The sequence below is a fragment of the Pseudoalteromonas sp. Hal040 genome, assembly GCF_037162425.1.
Classification (GTDB): domain Bacteria; phylum Pseudomonadota; class Gammaproteobacteria; order Enterobacterales; family Alteromonadaceae; genus Pseudoalteromonas; species Pseudoalteromonas gelatinilytica.
In genome coordinates this window covers 2451005-2465499 of record NZ_JARLUU010000001.1, presented here as the reverse complement: position 1 = coordinate 2465499, position 14495 = coordinate 2451005, and the positions used below count along the sequence as shown (strand labels likewise).

At 42.5% G+C, this 14495-nt stretch carries 14 protein-coding genes; 8 read left to right on the top strand and 6 right to left on the bottom strand.

What is annotated here, in order from left to right; translation table 11 throughout:
* The first annotated feature begins 54 nt into the window (after positions 1–54).
* Positions 55–1956 (top strand): peptidylprolyl isomerase, encoded by a 1902-nt coding sequence (gene ppiD, locus P4S60_RS11405; RefSeq protein ID WP_119852158.1) that lies wholly within the window; start codon positions 55–57, stop codon positions 1954–1956.
* 89 nt (positions 1957–2045) lie between these two features.
* Positions 2046–2444: a GNAT family N-acetyltransferase gene (locus P4S60_RS11400; RefSeq protein ID WP_337116032.1), complete on the top strand. Its 399-nt coding sequence runs from the start codon at positions 2046–2048 to the stop codon at positions 2442–2444.
* A 97-nt stretch (positions 2445–2541) separates the two neighbouring features.
* Here the strand turns inward: P4S60_RS11400 and P4S60_RS11395 are convergent, their stop codons facing one another.
* Genes P4S60_RS11395 through pspF form a run of 6 tightly spaced genes read right to left on the bottom strand, consistent with a single transcriptional unit; the run spans position 2542 to position 8908 of the window.
* Positions 2542–3303 carry an ATP-binding cassette domain-containing protein gene (locus P4S60_RS11395; protein ID WP_063706818.1) on the bottom strand — a complete coding sequence of 254 codons (762 nt, stop codon included), beginning with the start codon at positions 3301–3303 and terminating at the stop codon, positions 2542–2544.
* The gene (locus P4S60_RS11390) at positions 3303–4295 is read right to left on the bottom strand and encodes a peptide ABC transporter ATP-binding protein (protein WP_063706819.1); all 993 of its coding nucleotides are present in this window, start codon (positions 4293–4295) and stop codon (positions 3303–3305) included. The genes P4S60_RS11395 and P4S60_RS11390 overlap by 1 nt, the downstream gene beginning before the upstream one ends.
* A 2-nt stretch (positions 4296–4297) precedes the next feature.
* On the bottom strand, positions 4298–5191 hold the full coding sequence (locus P4S60_RS11385) for an ABC transporter permease subunit (RefSeq protein ID WP_054562068.1): 894 nt from the start codon (positions 5189–5191) through the stop codon (positions 4298–4300).
* Positions 5178–6212, bottom strand: coding sequence for an ABC transporter permease (locus P4S60_RS11380; protein WP_063706820.1), 1035 nt, complete (start codon positions 6210–6212; stop codon positions 5178–5180). Before P4S60_RS11380 ends, P4S60_RS11385 begins: the two co-directional genes overlap by 14 nt.
* Entirely contained in the window at positions 6212–7819 is a 1608-nt protein-coding gene (locus P4S60_RS11375) for an ABC transporter substrate-binding protein (protein WP_063706821.1), read from the bottom strand. Before P4S60_RS11375 ends, P4S60_RS11380 begins: the two co-directional genes overlap by 1 nt.
* A gap of 15 nt (positions 7820–7834) precedes the next feature.
* Entirely contained in the window at positions 7835–8908 is a 1074-nt protein-coding gene (gene pspF / locus P4S60_RS11370) for a phage shock protein operon transcriptional activator (RefSeq protein ID WP_337116031.1), read from the bottom strand.
* Between the two features lie 188 nt (positions 8909–9096).
* Between pspF and pspA the strand changes: the two genes are divergently transcribed.
* The 6 genes from pspA (at position 9097) to megL (ending at position 14270) form a co-directional block, all read left to right on the top strand.
* Positions 9097–9759, top strand: coding sequence for a phage shock protein PspA (gene pspA, locus P4S60_RS11365; protein WP_337116030.1), 663 nt, complete (start codon positions 9097–9099; stop codon positions 9757–9759).
* Positions 9760–9816: 57 nt separating this feature from the next.
* The gene (gene pspB / locus P4S60_RS11360; protein WP_036969793.1) at positions 9817–10050 is read left to right on the top strand and encodes an envelope stress response membrane protein PspB; all 234 of its coding nucleotides are present in this window, start codon (positions 9817–9819) and stop codon (positions 10048–10050) included.
* Complete coding sequence (gene pspC, locus P4S60_RS11355; RefSeq protein WP_063706824.1) at positions 10047–10448, top strand: envelope stress response membrane protein PspC; 402 nt, start codon at positions 10047–10049, stop codon at positions 10446–10448. Before pspB ends, pspC begins: the two co-directional genes overlap by 4 nt.
* 62 nt (positions 10449–10510) lie before the next feature.
* Positions 10511–11923, top strand: coding sequence for a YcjX family protein (locus P4S60_RS11350; RefSeq protein WP_337116029.1), 1413 nt, complete (start codon positions 10511–10513; stop codon positions 11921–11923).
* Positions 11920–12954 (top strand): TIGR01620 family protein, encoded by a 1035-nt coding sequence (locus P4S60_RS11345; RefSeq protein ID WP_337116028.1) that lies wholly within the window; start codon positions 11920–11922, stop codon positions 12952–12954. Before P4S60_RS11350 ends, P4S60_RS11345 begins: the two co-directional genes overlap by 4 nt.
* Positions 12955–13088: 134 nt before the next feature.
* On the top strand, positions 13089–14270 hold the full coding sequence (gene megL / locus P4S60_RS11340) for a methionine gamma-lyase (RefSeq protein ID WP_337116027.1): 1182 nt from the start codon (positions 13089–13091) through the stop codon (positions 14268–14270).
* Positions 14271–14495: the final 225 nt, after the last annotated feature.

The window sequence follows — 14495 nt, the reverse complement described above, 5'->3', positions numbered from 1 at the left end:
TTTTTAATTCGCTAATTGGTATAATTTGTACCTGATCAGAATAGAGATAGATAAATGCTTGAGAAAATCAGAGAAGGTTCGCAGGGACCTGCAGCCAAAATTATTTTAGGCGCGGTGATTTTATCTTTTGCTTTAGCTGGGATCGGTGGTTATTTAGGACAAACCACAGAGCAACCCGTTGCAGAAGTAAATGGAGTTAAAATTAGCCAAACCGAGTTCAGCCGTGCATACCAAAACGAACGTAACCGTTTAGAACAACAATTTGGTGAATACTTCGCACAAATCGCTGCTGATCCAAATTACATGGCACAAATCCGCCAAGGCGTAATTGACCGTTTAGTACAACAAGAATTGCAAACTCAACTAGCGGCAGAATTAGGTCTTCGTGTAAGCGACGAAAGTGTTCGTAAAGCTATTTTAGAAATGCCTTACTTCCAAGTTGGCGGCCAGTTTAGCAACGACCGTTACTTACAAGTTATTCGTCAAATGAATTTCCAACCAGACGCTTTCCGTGAGTATTTACGTGAAGACATGACACGCAGCCAGTTGGTTGGTGCAGTTGCTGGTACTGATTTCATCCTTGAAAACGAATTAAACAACAACGTAGCGCTACAACAGCAAACGCGTAGTATTGATTACCTTGTTGTGACAAAAGAATCATTACAAGCGGGTGTAGCGGTGAGTGAGCAAGAAATTGCTGATTACTATGAATTAAATCAACCGCAATTCTTGGCTCCTGAGCAAGTATCAGTTAGTTACATTGATTTAAATGCAGCAAACCTAACGCTAGATTCAAGTGTTTCAGAAGACGACATTAAAGCGTATTACGAGCAAAACAGTGCCCAGTACGTTGAACCAGAAAAGCGTCGTGTATCGCACATCTTAATTGATAACAGCGAAGATGATGATGCAGCAAAAGCGAAAGCAGAAGAGTTACTAGCACAATTACAAAATGGTGCTGATTTTGCTGAGTTAGCTGAATCGTCTTCAGATGACGTTGTGAGCGCTGAAATGGGCGGTGACTTAGATTGGATTGAACGTGACATGATGGACCCAGCGTTTGAAGATGCAACTTATGCTCTTGAAAATAAAGGCGACATTTCAGACGTTGTAGAATCAGAATTTGGTTACCACATCATCAAACTTACTGACATTCAAACACAACAAGTTAAGCCATATGCTGACGTAAAAGATGAGCTTCGTGCTGAACTTGAACGTACTAAGAAAGTAAATGCGTTTTATGAAAAGCAAACTCAAATGGGTGAGCTGGCGTTTGAAATTTCAGATACTTTAACGGATGCCGCTGAAGCTGCTGGTGTTGAAGTACAAAAAACTGAACTAGTGACACGTAACTCGTTACCTGAACCACTAAACAATCCACAAGTGATTGCTGCTATTTTCTCTCCTGAAGTGTTAGAAGATCGCATGAATTCAGAAGTGATTGAAGTGGGTGATGAGCATGCCGTTGTTGTTCGTGTAAACGATCACAAAGCTGCGACAACGAAAGCGCTTGCAGATGTTTCTGAGCAAATAAAAGCGACGTTAGTTGCACAAAAAGCATCTGAACTTGCTAAAGAAAAAGCACGTACATTGTATGCTGACATCGAAGCAGGTAAGAGCTTAAATGATGTTGCACAAGCTGAAGGCTTAACAGTGCGTCAAGAAGCTGCACTTGCTCGCCAAGCTTACACAGTTTCACCTGCGATTGTTCAACAAGCTTTCAAAATGGCTCACCCTCAAGGTGCACCAGAGGTTGATGTTGTTGACTTAAACAATGGCGATGCGGCTATCGTTGCACTAAAAGCAGTTAATCCAGCGGCTAACGCTGAAATTAACGAGCAACAAAAGCAAAACATCACTATGGCTCAAGTGAATAAAAACTACATGGTATTCATCGCTGCACTTAAAGCGCAAGCTGATGTAAAAGTACCAAAAGTTGTGCAAGCTGCTGAATAAGTAGCAAAATGACTTAAATTAAAGGCGCCTTATGGCGCCTTTTTTGTTACCGTTGAAGGTAATCGCACTCGCAACTACAAGGAGTATTTATGGAGTATCGCCTAATAGAGCAGTTACCAAGTGCAGAAGAATACTGTGCAATGCGCCTTAAGGCTGGCTTATCCGCTCGTTCATTAGCAGCAGCGAAGGCGGGATTGCCAAACTCTCTCTATGCTATTTGTATTCGCAAAGACGATGAGTTGATTGGCATGGGCCGAGTTATTGGTGATGGTGGTTGTAATTTTGAAGTGGTTGATATTGCTGTATCACCTGAATATCAAGGGCAAGGGTTAGGGCGTGTGATTATGGAACATGTTGACCGCTACATCGAATCTGCCGCCTTTGAAGGTAGTTATGTCACTATGGTCGCCGACAAACCCGGCTTTTACGAAAAGCTTGGCTACAAGTTTGTCGCACCACAAAGCCAAGGGATGTATAAAAAGTTTTGATACGAGTAAAAAGTTACAAGGGGAAAGAGTAAAGTTGGCCCGTGGGATGCGTTTTAACGCCGAATCAAACTGACAGCTTACGGCTGACAGCTCACTATCAGCAGTTCAACAATTTCTGCGTCACCACCGACTGTGGATCTTGGAAAATAGCTTCCGTTTGGCCGTATTCAACAATTTCACCGTGATCAAGTACCACAAGTTGGTCGCTAATATGACGCACTAAACTTAGGTGATGCGTAATAAGCACATAGCTAAGCCCGGTATCTTTTTGTAGACGCAGTAATAAGTTTACCGTTTGTGCGCGCACAGATGGGTCTAGAGACGATAACGCTTCATCTAGCACCACAACCTTAGGATCTAAGATTAAAGCTCTTGCAAGCGCTATACGTTGCAATTGGCCACTACTAAACATGTGTGGGTAATAGTGTTGGTGGTCTAATAGCAAACCCACTTTTGCGAGAGTTTGTTTTATTTTTTCTTCACGGGCTTCTTTGTTTAAATCAGTGTTGTACTGTAAACAGTCATTCAGCATGTCGCCTATCGTCAAACCCGGGTTTAACGACGCTTCAGAGTCTTGGAAGATCATCCGAATGTGGCGACAGTCGTTGTCACGTAAGCCATCATTTTCGATGATATTGCCATCGAGTAGAATTTGCCCTTTATCGGCGTTATCGGCTCCAGCCAGTAATTTTGCCAAGGTACTTTTACCTGAGCCAGTTTCGCCAATAATGGCAATCGTCTCGCCTTGTCCTAAGCAAAACGAAATATCTTTTAGAACAGAGAATCGTTTACGCGAAAACAAGCCTGCACGTAGGTTAAAACTCTTTGATAACGCTTGAACTTTTAACAGCGGTTGCATTATTTCATCGCCTTAATTAATGGGAAATGGCAGGCATAACTGTGGCTGTGATGCTTGGTCAATTTCGGTGTTACCACACATTCTTTTTGTGCTTGTGGGCAACGCGGCCCCAAACGGCAACCTATCGGTAAATGTTGTAAGGTTGGAATGGTGCCTTTAAGTGCATAAAAAGGCTCTTTGTGAGCAAGCCCTTGCTCATAATCAGGTAAACTTTTTAACAGTGCTTGAGTATACGGGTGGTGCGGCTGGCTAAAGATACGATTTGTTGGACCCGCTTCAACCATTTGTCCGCAGTACAATACATGCATACCGTGTGACCACTCGACAATTTCTTCAAGCTCATGAGAAATCATTAAAATCGACATGTTTTTTAACTGGTTCAAGCTCTTTAATAGCCTAAAGACTTGCGCACGCGTGGTGCTCTCAAGGGCTGTCGTTGGCTCATCGGCAATCAGTAGTTTGGGTGTACGCGCAATTGCCATGGCAATCATCACCTTTTGACAAATACCTTCTGAGAGCTCATGAGGATAACTGTCGAGCACCTTTTTATGATCTTTAATACCCACTTTATGAATTAATGCTTTAACACGATCTTTTCGTTGTCTATTACGTTTTAAGAAAAAACCACTGGTTTCTTGTGCGGGTAGGGTCTCGGCAATTTGGTCAAATATCTTGGCAGTTGGGTCAAGGCAGCGGCTAGGATCTTGGTAGATCATGGCAATGTCTTGACCAACCAATTTACGGCGCTGTTCGTTAGATAAGCGCATTAAATCAACACCACGCCAATGCATGCGGTCTGCGGTAATATGCCAGCGCTTGTTTAAAACCCCAACAATAGCTTTTGCAATCAAGCTTTTACCTGAGCCTGACTCACCAACCAATGCATGTACTTCACCTTCTTTTAAGGTCATGCTCACTCTATCTACCGCACGAATAACGGTATCTGAGGTACGTAACTCTATCGTGAGGTTGCGAATATCGAGTAATTGCATAATTAGTCGGCCTTACGTTCTTTAAGCACTTGGCGTAAACCGTCACCTACTAAATTGGTAGACAGTACTGCTAAAAATAATAATACGCCCGGTAAGCCAACAGTCCAAGGGGCAAGGTAAATTAAACCCAGATTCTCAGCCAAAATAGCACCCCATTCTGTGGTGGGTGGTTGTGCACCGAGTTTTAAAAAGCCAAGCGCTGAGATATCCAAAATAGCTGTAGAAAGCGCCATGGTAAAAATAACCACAATATGCTCGTAAATATTCGGAAAGATACCACGGGCGAGAATATGCCAATTTGACGCACCATCCAGTTTAAATGCCGTGATGTAATCCTTGTTTAGCTCTTCAACAATCAAGTTACGTACAGAGTGAATAAACTGAGGCAGCAAGGCTAGAATAATTGCCCATACTGTATTCATCAGGCCTGGACCAAGGATCGCGATAATAATGATGGCAAGCAACAGTGAAGGTATCGATAAGGTAATATCGAGCAAGTGATTTAAAAAACTTGAACGAATTCCACGGCTGATCCCAGCAAAAGTACCCACTAATACGCCAATCACTGTGGTGATCAAAGCCGCGACAACCGATAAACCAAACGTGTAGGTCGCGCCATTCATTAAGCGTGAGAGCACATCCCGGCCTAAATCGTCGGTGCCTAATAGAAAGCGTACATCTCCAGCATCATGCCAAGATGGCGGTAACAGCAGTGCATCACTATGTTGTTGGTTAACGCCATAGGGGGCAAGAAGGGGAGCAGATACAGCCAGTAACACTAAAGCGATAAATAACCATAAACCCACAAGGGCAGGGTGATTGGTTTTAAATTTCTTCCAAAATCGCGCCAGTGGCGATTTATTCGACTCTTCAGAGAATAAATTAAACTTTGCCATGAGCTTGGTTCCGCGATAATGGGTCGAATAAGGTATAAGTGAGCTCAGCAATAATGGTAGCTAAAATAACGAACATAGAAACAGCGAGTAAACCACCTTGAATGGCAGGGTAATCACGCTGATAAATACTATCGATTAGCCAACGACCAATGCCTGGCCATGAGAAAATGACTTCGGTGATCATCGCAAGGGTGATCAAGGTACTAAACTGTAAACCTATTTGCTTGATAACCGGTAGCAGCGCATTACGTAGTGCGTGGTGAATAATCAGCTGAGCACGGTTTAAGCCTTTTGCTCGCGCTGTTTTAATATAGCTTTGGTCTAACACTTTCAACATTGAATCACGGGTAAAACGCACTAATACTGTGGTTGGATACATAGCCAGTACTATGGTTGGCAAAGTTAAATGATGCAATGCATCTAAAAATGCCATGCCGTGGTAAGGAAAGTCATCAACAATGATATCAATGAGAATAAAGCCAGTAACTGGTTCAATTTCATAAAGTAAACCCATGCGCCCAGACATCGGAAACCAGCCTAATTGCAGTGAAAACACCATGATCAACAACAGTGCTAACCAAAATACGGGCATTGAGTAACCAATCAGCGTGCCTGAGTTTATAAATTTGTCTGGCCAACGCTTGTAATAGGCAGACGCCAAAATACCCGCAGGTACGCCAACAGCAACAGAGACAAACAATGCATATACGCTTAGCTCTAGTGTTGCGGGAAATAAGTCTTTGATATGTTGAAATACACTTTCGCCTGATGCAAAAGAGACACCCCAATCACCGTGTAAAATACGGTCTAAAAAGGCAAAGTATTGCACCACATAGTTGTCAGTAAAATGGAACTTATCTTCAAGCGCACTGGTTTGTGAGAAGGTACTGTTCGTAATACCACTTAAGTTAGTGAGCGCATCACCCGGAAACAAAAAGCTTAATGAAAAGGTAAAGATACTCAGCGTCAGCATCATAAACATTAACAAGGCAAAGCGGCGAAGAATATAATCAAGTATCATTATTCTTTCCTCGCATTAGCAAGCGAGATACCGCCAAATGGGCTCAAGCTGATGCCTTTTACATCACTACTTGCGGCTTGAAAACGCATGCCATGAGCAATCGGTAAAATAGGCAGCTCTTGAACAATAATGCGTTGGGCTTGATTGTAATATTGTTTACGTTTTTCTATGTCGGTGGTGTCAAGCGCTTGAGTCAGTAATAAGTCAAACTCAGGATCACACCAATTAGCCGGGTTTTTACCGCTGAAGGTAGCGGTGCAGCTTAATAACGGACTCATAAAGTTATCAGGGTCGGGCGTATCAGCAGCCCAGCCAAGTAATACGCTATCGTGTCTATGCTCACCAACGCGTTGTAAAAAGGTGTTCCACTCGTATTCTACGATATTGACGTTAACGCCAATCTTACGTAAATCACTTTGCATTAGCTCAGCCATTTTACGGGCATTAGGATTATAAATTCGGCTTACCGGCATGGCCCAAATATTCATATCAAAGCCATCTTTATAGCCCGCTTCGGCAAGTAATGTTTTAGCAAGTGCAGGGTTAAATTCTGGCATCGCTTTTTGCGCTTCAAATGCCCACGAAGCGGGAGGCAGTAAAGACTGCGCTTTAATCCCATTACCGTAATACACCGCTTGCATAATTTTATCGATATCAATGGCGCTCGCGAGTGCTTGGCGTACACGCACATCATCAAAAGGTGGGCGCTCAGTGTTAAAAGCCCAGTAACCAATATTTAAGTTTTGCTCTTTTTGAACTTTAATGTCTTCGCGTTGCGATAAAATACTTAGCTGCGCGCTGCTTGGATGCGCAGTCACATCACATTCTTTAGTGAGCATTTTCGCAACGCGTGTGGTGCCGTTTGGCGTAATGTCATACACCAGTTGCTCAAGCACAACCGGATGTTTCCAGTAGTCTGGGTTGCGGTAATAGCGAATTAAACGGTCGCGGCGGTATTCTTTATATACATACGGGCCCGTACCCACCGGGTATTGGTCAAATAAGTTTTCTTGATTTCGTGCTTTAAGCTGCATGGCGTATTCTTCGGATAACACCACGGCAAAGTCGGTTGCTAGGTTTGCTAAAAAGCTGCTTTCAGCATTATAAAGTTCAAACCGTACTTGGTAATCAGAAACACGCACAATACGGCGAATAAGCTGATCAATACCCACACTTTGAAAATAAGGGTAACTGGCATCGCCAACAAAGTGATAGGGGTTGTAGACGTCGAATAAGCGGCTAAAGGTGAAAATTACATCATCTGCGTTAAAGTCACGGGTTGGGGTAAAATATTTTGTGGTATGAAATTTAACCCCTTTACGTAGGGTAAAGGTGATTGCTTTGCCATCTGGGCTAATTTTCCAATCGGTTGCTAATTCTGCCTGAAATTCGGCAGACACCGGATCAATACTCAGTAGTCGGTCATAAAGCTGATTGGCGATAATATCGATAGTTGACCCCGTCGTTGTCACTTGCGGATTAAACGACACAGGGTTTGCTTCAGCGCAATAGACCAAGCCCTGGTTTTTTTGTTCTGTGGTTTTTTCTTCGTTATCTAGGCAGCCTACTAAGCACACCAAAGACAAAGCAAGTAACGGTTTAAACACCTGATTAGCCTCTAACTATTGCTGCTGATCTAATAAATTGTATTTTTTCAAATAGCCACGTAATTGATGATACGTTAATTCTAAGTGTTCTGCAGTTTTCTTTTGGTTAAATTGACTATGTTCAAGTGCTTTTTTAATGACATCAATTTCAAAGTCGTTAGACAGCTGCTTTAAATTACAAGGAAATTGAATGTCGGGCTTATTGAGTGTCACAACGTCTTGATTTTGTGTAGTGGCAATAGGCGCTGATTCAACGTTTGTAACAGGGGCACTGCTCACGGCTGCTTTTACACGCTGTTTCGGTCTAAATTTACTCGCAAATGGGTCTAAAATAATCTGGTGTACGGGAATATGTTCGTTACCATGGCGATACAGGCTACGTTCAACCACATTCTTTAATTCACGAATATTACCCGGCCAATCATAAGATTGTAGCGTTTCGATGGCGCTTCGAGTAAAGCCACTAAATAGCTCCCATTCAAGATCGCGAGCCATATTAATTGCAAATTGTTCTGCTAGTAACATGATATCTTCTTGGCGTTCACGCAGCTGGGGTAGGGTAATAACATCAAAGGCGAGGCGGTCGAGTAAGTCGCTCCTAAATTCGCCTTGCTCAGCAAGGGTTGGTAAGTCTTCATTGGTCGCACAGACTAAACGGGTATCGACTTTAACGGTTTGCTTACCACCAACACGTTCAAACTCGCCATATTCAATAACGCGTAGTAGTTTTTCTTGTACCATCGCTGAGGTATTGGCTAATTCATCAAGGAATAGCGTACCGCCATTAGCACGCTCAAAGCGGCCTTCGTGGCGTTTACTGGCACCGGTGAATGCGCCACTTTCATGACCAAATAATTCACTTTCGAGCAGGTTTTCGTTAAGCGCTGCACAGTTGAGCTTTATATAGTTTTGGTCCCAACGCTTAGATAAGAAGTGCAAACGGGCTGCAATAAGTTCTTTACCCGTACCGCGCTCACCAATAATAAGAACTGGCTTCTCTAAACTGGCTAGTTGCGAAACTTGATCAAGCACACTTAAAAAACTGTCAGATTGGCCGAGTAAATTATCCTGTTGGCGAAATTGGCTCATATTCCCTAACTCTTAGTCATTTTTACTAAGATCTAGTGTATTTCATTATCTTGGAGAACTAAAGAAATTTATAAATTTAGTTTAACTGTTTGAATATATTGGGTTATTCTAAGTTTATAAAAGTTGGCAAGCATATTGATACTAGATATACCAACTGATTAAGTTAAAACACCAAAGAGGTAAATGTTATGGGAATTTTTTCACGTTTTGCAGACATCGTTAATTCTAATATCAATGCCATCTTAGATAAAGCAGAAGACCCAGAAAAAATGGTTCGCCTGATCATCCAAGAGATGGAAGATACATTAGTAGAAGTTCGCTCTACATCAGCTAAAATACTTGCTGAGAAAAAAGAGCTAGTACGTCGCGTTGACACTTTAAAAGTTCAAGTTGCAGACTGGCAAGAAAAAGCTGAATTAGCACTAAGTAAAGACCGTGATGATTTAGCGCGTGCAGCACTGATTGAAAAGCAAAAGTCAGCTGATGCAGTCGCCGCTGTTGAATCTGAACTTGAGCATGTAGAGTCTCACATCGAGAAATTACAGCAAGAAGTAAGCACGTTACAAGAGAAGCTTGCTGATGCAAAAGCGCGTCAAAAAGCAATCATCTTACGTCAACGCTCTGCAGAGTCGCGTCTTGAAGTTAAAAAAGCACTCGACAGCTCTAAAGTTGAAGACGCTTTAAACCGCTTCGAACGTTACGAAAGTAAGATCGATGGTCTAGAATCACAAATAGAGTCTTATGATCTTGGTAAAAAATCATTAGCTGACGAAATTGCTGGTCTTCAGCAAGACGAAAAGATTGATGATGAGCTAGCTGAGCTTAAGAAAAAACTAGCAGATAAAAAATAATAAATGGGGGCGAGTCCCCCAATGCTTAAACATATAACGGATTGACAGGAGAGTACCATGTTCGACGCAGAAGTTTTGATGGCACCGATTATTGTTTTTATGGTGGTTGTTGCCCCACTTTGGCTAATTTTACATTACCGTAGTAAAAAACAAGTGAGCCAAGGTTTAAGTGAACACGAACACCGCCAATTGTTAGAGCTTGCACAAAAAGCGGATAAAATGGCAGAGCGTGTTGAAACATTAGAAGCCTTACTTGATCAAGAGGCTCCGCAGTGGAGACGTAAAGTATGAGTACCAAACGCGAATTATTTAGAGACGCAGAGCGCGGTAAAATAGCTGGCGTGTGCGCAGGTATCAGCGATTACTTTAACATGGAGCTTTGGCTGGTACGCATTTTAGTGGTGACAGCAGTGTTACTATCTGGTGGTCCATTTATTGTTGTTGCTTACATTGCTGCTTGGTTTATTTTAGACAAAAAACCGACTGAAAAAGCAGATAAAAGCGCAGACAGCATTCACCAAGACCCGCTTGAAGTAAAATTTAAAGTATGGCAAAAAGGGGAACCACCTCGCCGTGCATTGCAAGATTTAAAAGATCGTCTTGCTCGAGTTGATGGTCGTTTACAAGAGATGGAACGCTATGTCACATCAACAGAATTTACGGTTAGCCGTGAAATCAACAAACTTTAAAGGACATATACGCACCTTGTTTGCATCGTGATACCCAGCGCAAATAAGGTGCTAGACACTTTATGAGCCAATCATTTGCAAAGAACACCTTTAATTCGTTAAAAAATAAAGCGGAAAAAGCCCTTCATCGTAGTTTAGATCAACACGTGAAGTTAGCCGTCACAGGCTTAAGTGGAAGCGGCAAAACCGCTTTTATTACCGCCTTGGTTAAACACTTAACCAGTCAAGCTGACGATAAAAACTTACCTTTTTTTGATGTGATGCGCGAAAAGCGTCATATCGCTACAAAAATTGTGCCGCAGCAAGCACTGACAATACCGACATTTGAATATACAAATGCTTTATCAGCGTTATTACCTGTTGAAGGTGAGCCAGCTTGGCCTGCATCTACCGAGCGTATAAATACGCTACGTTTAGCAATTAAGTACCAAAGTAATTCGGGGCTGCGTGGTCATTTTGCACCGCAATCAACACTCTATTTAGACATTATTGATTACCCAGGTGAATGGCTACTTGATTTGCCAATGCTAGAGCAATCATTTGCTGATTGGTGTGAGTCACAATACTCACTCTTGCAGCAAACAGCACGCAACGAAAAAGCGAAGCCATTTTTAACAGCCCTTGCTGAACTTGATTTATCAGCCAGTGTTGATGAGATCAAACTTGCTGATGTTGCTGCGCTTTATCAACAGTTATTAGTCGGCCTTAAAAAAGACACTAAACTTGCCATGTTACAACCAGGTCGCATGCTGATGCCAGGCGAGCTTAAAGGGGCGCCGCTACTGCAGTTTTTCCCAGTTTCGAATGTGCCAGATGAAATAACCGAAGGGTCAAATCTAGCGCATCTTAAAAAGCGCTATAAAGCCTATGTAAAAGAGGTTGTAAAACCTTTTTACGAGCAGCATTTTCGTCATTTTGACCGACAAATTGTGCTGGTGGATGTGCTCAGCGCCTTGAATGAAGGCAGCGAAACGCTGCATGAGCAAAGTCGTGTTATTAACCAATTGCTGGCGCACTTTAATTATGGTGAAGCAAGCTTCTTTAAACGTTTGTTTAAACCAAACATCGACAAGCTATTGTTTGCGGCCAATAAGTCAGATCATATTAGCGCGCAATATCATAAAGATTTAGCGCTATTGCTTGATTCAATCGTGCATGACCAAACGAATCACTTAAAGTTCGAAGGTGTGCAAATCGAAACCATGGCAATGTCATCTATCTGCGCAACAGAGCCACGCCAAGTAGCTGAGAAAGGCCAGCAGTTAGCTTGTATTTATGGCAAGCCTTTAGGCGAGCAAGAATGGCTGACGTATTTACCGCCGCAGCCGCCGTCACGCCTGCTTAACAAACAAGAGTGGCCAAAACAGGGCTTTGAGTTCTTATCGTTTTCGCCACTGCCATGCCCTGATAAACGGTTAAAGCATATTCGTTTAGATCATGTCATGCAGTACCTGATAGGAGATAAACTAACATGAGTGAGCAACCAAAGGAGATGAACTTTCAGGCGGGTCGCCGTATTTCAAGCTCTGCAAGTAATGAAGAGCCAGCGAAGGAGCTAACTGTTGCTAAAGTGATAGAAAACGCCGAATTTATCGACACCGAAGAGCAGCAGCAAGATAGCATTGAGCTTGAGCCTGTATATAAAAAGTCGAAATGGCAAACCCTAAAAGGGGTGTTTGTTGTTAGCTTTTTAGCGTTAGTGTTACTTGAGTTTGCGATGTCATTGTTTGTGACGTTTCAGCAATCAATTATTTTAGGTTCGGTGTATTTAACGGCTGTTCTAAGTGGTGTACTACTGATTGCCCGTGTTATTTGGCGCGAGTACCGCATGCTAAGAAGTTTGAAGCGTAATCAATTGCATCGCACAGAGGCCGACCGCTTACTTAATAGCGAGCAAGTAGGTGAAGCATTACCATGGCTAGAAAAGCTTAATAAACATCAAACGCTTACTGGGTTTGAAGGGTTTAAGAAGCAAATAGCAAGTCACCATACTGATAAAGAAATCATGACCTTATACGCCGATAGCTTATTGGTCAGCCAAGATCAGCAAGCGAAAAAACTGATTAACCGTTTTGCCACTGAGTCTGGTTTATTGGTTGCGCTAAGCCCGTTGGCTTTAGTCGATATGATGGCGGTGCTATGGCGTGGCACTAAGCTCATTGAGCAAATTGGCCGTATTTACGGTATTGGTTTTGGTTATGCAAGCCGTATTAAATTGTACCGCTTATTAGTGAAACAAGTACTGTTTGTTGGTAGTGCAGAGTTAGTCTCAGATTTAGCAGCAACGGCACTAAGCGCTGAATTACTGGGGAAATTGTCGGGCCGTGCAGCGCAAGGGCTAAGTGCAGGTATTTTTACCGCGCGTTTAGGGTATAAAGCGATGGAGCTTAGTCGCCCATTACCTCGCTTAGAGCATAAGCGCAGCTTGCTAAAAGAAACTGCCAATAGTATTGCTCGTAAAATAGCCTCACGTACGAGCGACAAAGAGACCGAAAATACAAAATGACAACTTTTGTGTACAGTTAATAAAAATGGCTGAGTGATATTTAGCCATCTGAGCATCCGGCATGCTTGTGCATTGTGGGTATCTACGTTTTATTTATGAGTATGAAGTACTGATAATAAAAACGAGAACACACAATGACTAAGCATCACTTACATACACAATGTATTCATGGTCCAGAAAAACCAAATGACCCACATGGCGCACTGAGTGCGCCACTTTACCAAACCTCTACCTTCTCTTTTGCTAATGCAGCCCAAGGTGCAGCCCGATTTGCTGGTGAAGAGCAGGGCTTTATTTATACCCGTTTAGGCAATCCGACAACGCAAGAGCTAGAACAAAAAGTGGCTCAGTTAGAAAACTGTGAAGCAGCGGCTGCCACAGCGACCGGTATGGGGGCGGTGTCTGCGTCTGTGCTTAGCTTTTTACAACAAGGTGACCACCTAGTCGCATCAAGCGCGTTATACGGTTGTACCTTTGCATTTTTTGCTCACATGTTGCCGCGCTTTGGTATCGAAGTCACTTTTGTTGATATGACCAATGAAGCTGAACTTCGCGGCGCGGTTAAAGCCAATTCAAAAATGATTTTTGCAGAAACGCCAATTAATCCGACCATGGCGGTGCTTGATCTAAGTTTAATTGCCGATGTTGCCAAGCAGCATCAGCTGATAAGCGTTATCGACAATACCTTCTTAACGCCTCTGCTACAGCAACCTACCTCGTTTGGTATTGATATTGTGGTACACAGTGCAACTAAATACCTAAATGGCCATGGTGATGTGGTGGCAGGGCTTGTATGCGGCACAGAGGAGCATATCAACCTAATCAAAATGACGGTGCTAAAAGATATTGGTGCAACGATTAGTCCTCATGATGCATGGTTAATTAATCGCGGTTTAAAAACCCTTGCTGTACGCATGGAGCGCCACTGTGCTAGTGCACAAGTAGTTGCTGAATATTTAGAGCAACACCCGTTAGTTAGCCAAGTTTATTACCCTGGGCTTAAATCACATCCGGGTCATCAATTTATTGGCTCACAGATGAGAGCCGCTGGTGGTGTTATTGCCTTTGAAATAAAAGGCAGCCTTGAAGATGGCGAAACATTTATAAATAACACCCAGCTTTGCACGCTTGCTGTCAGTTTAGGGGATGCTGAAACCCTCATTCAACATCCTGCATCGATGACACATTCGCCTTATACACCTGAAGAAAGAGCAGCAGCAGGGATCAGTGATGGTTTAATTCGATTATCAGTTGGCCTAGAGGATGTTAACGACATTATTAACGATCTTAAAACTGCATTTACATTCATTGGTTAGGTTGTAATTTTAAGTTTACATAAAGATCTGGTTTCAACCCTTTAAAAACGTGGTGTGTAAACTTTTCGATCTTTTGGTGTAATTCAAACTTTACGTTAAGGCTGTTTCTGCAAACCTTAGAAACAGCCTTAACTATTAAAATTTCGCTTACTTTTACATAGTATCGGCTTAACAAGTTAATGAGATTCTGATCAATGCTGATCAAGATTTAACGAAGAAGGTTAT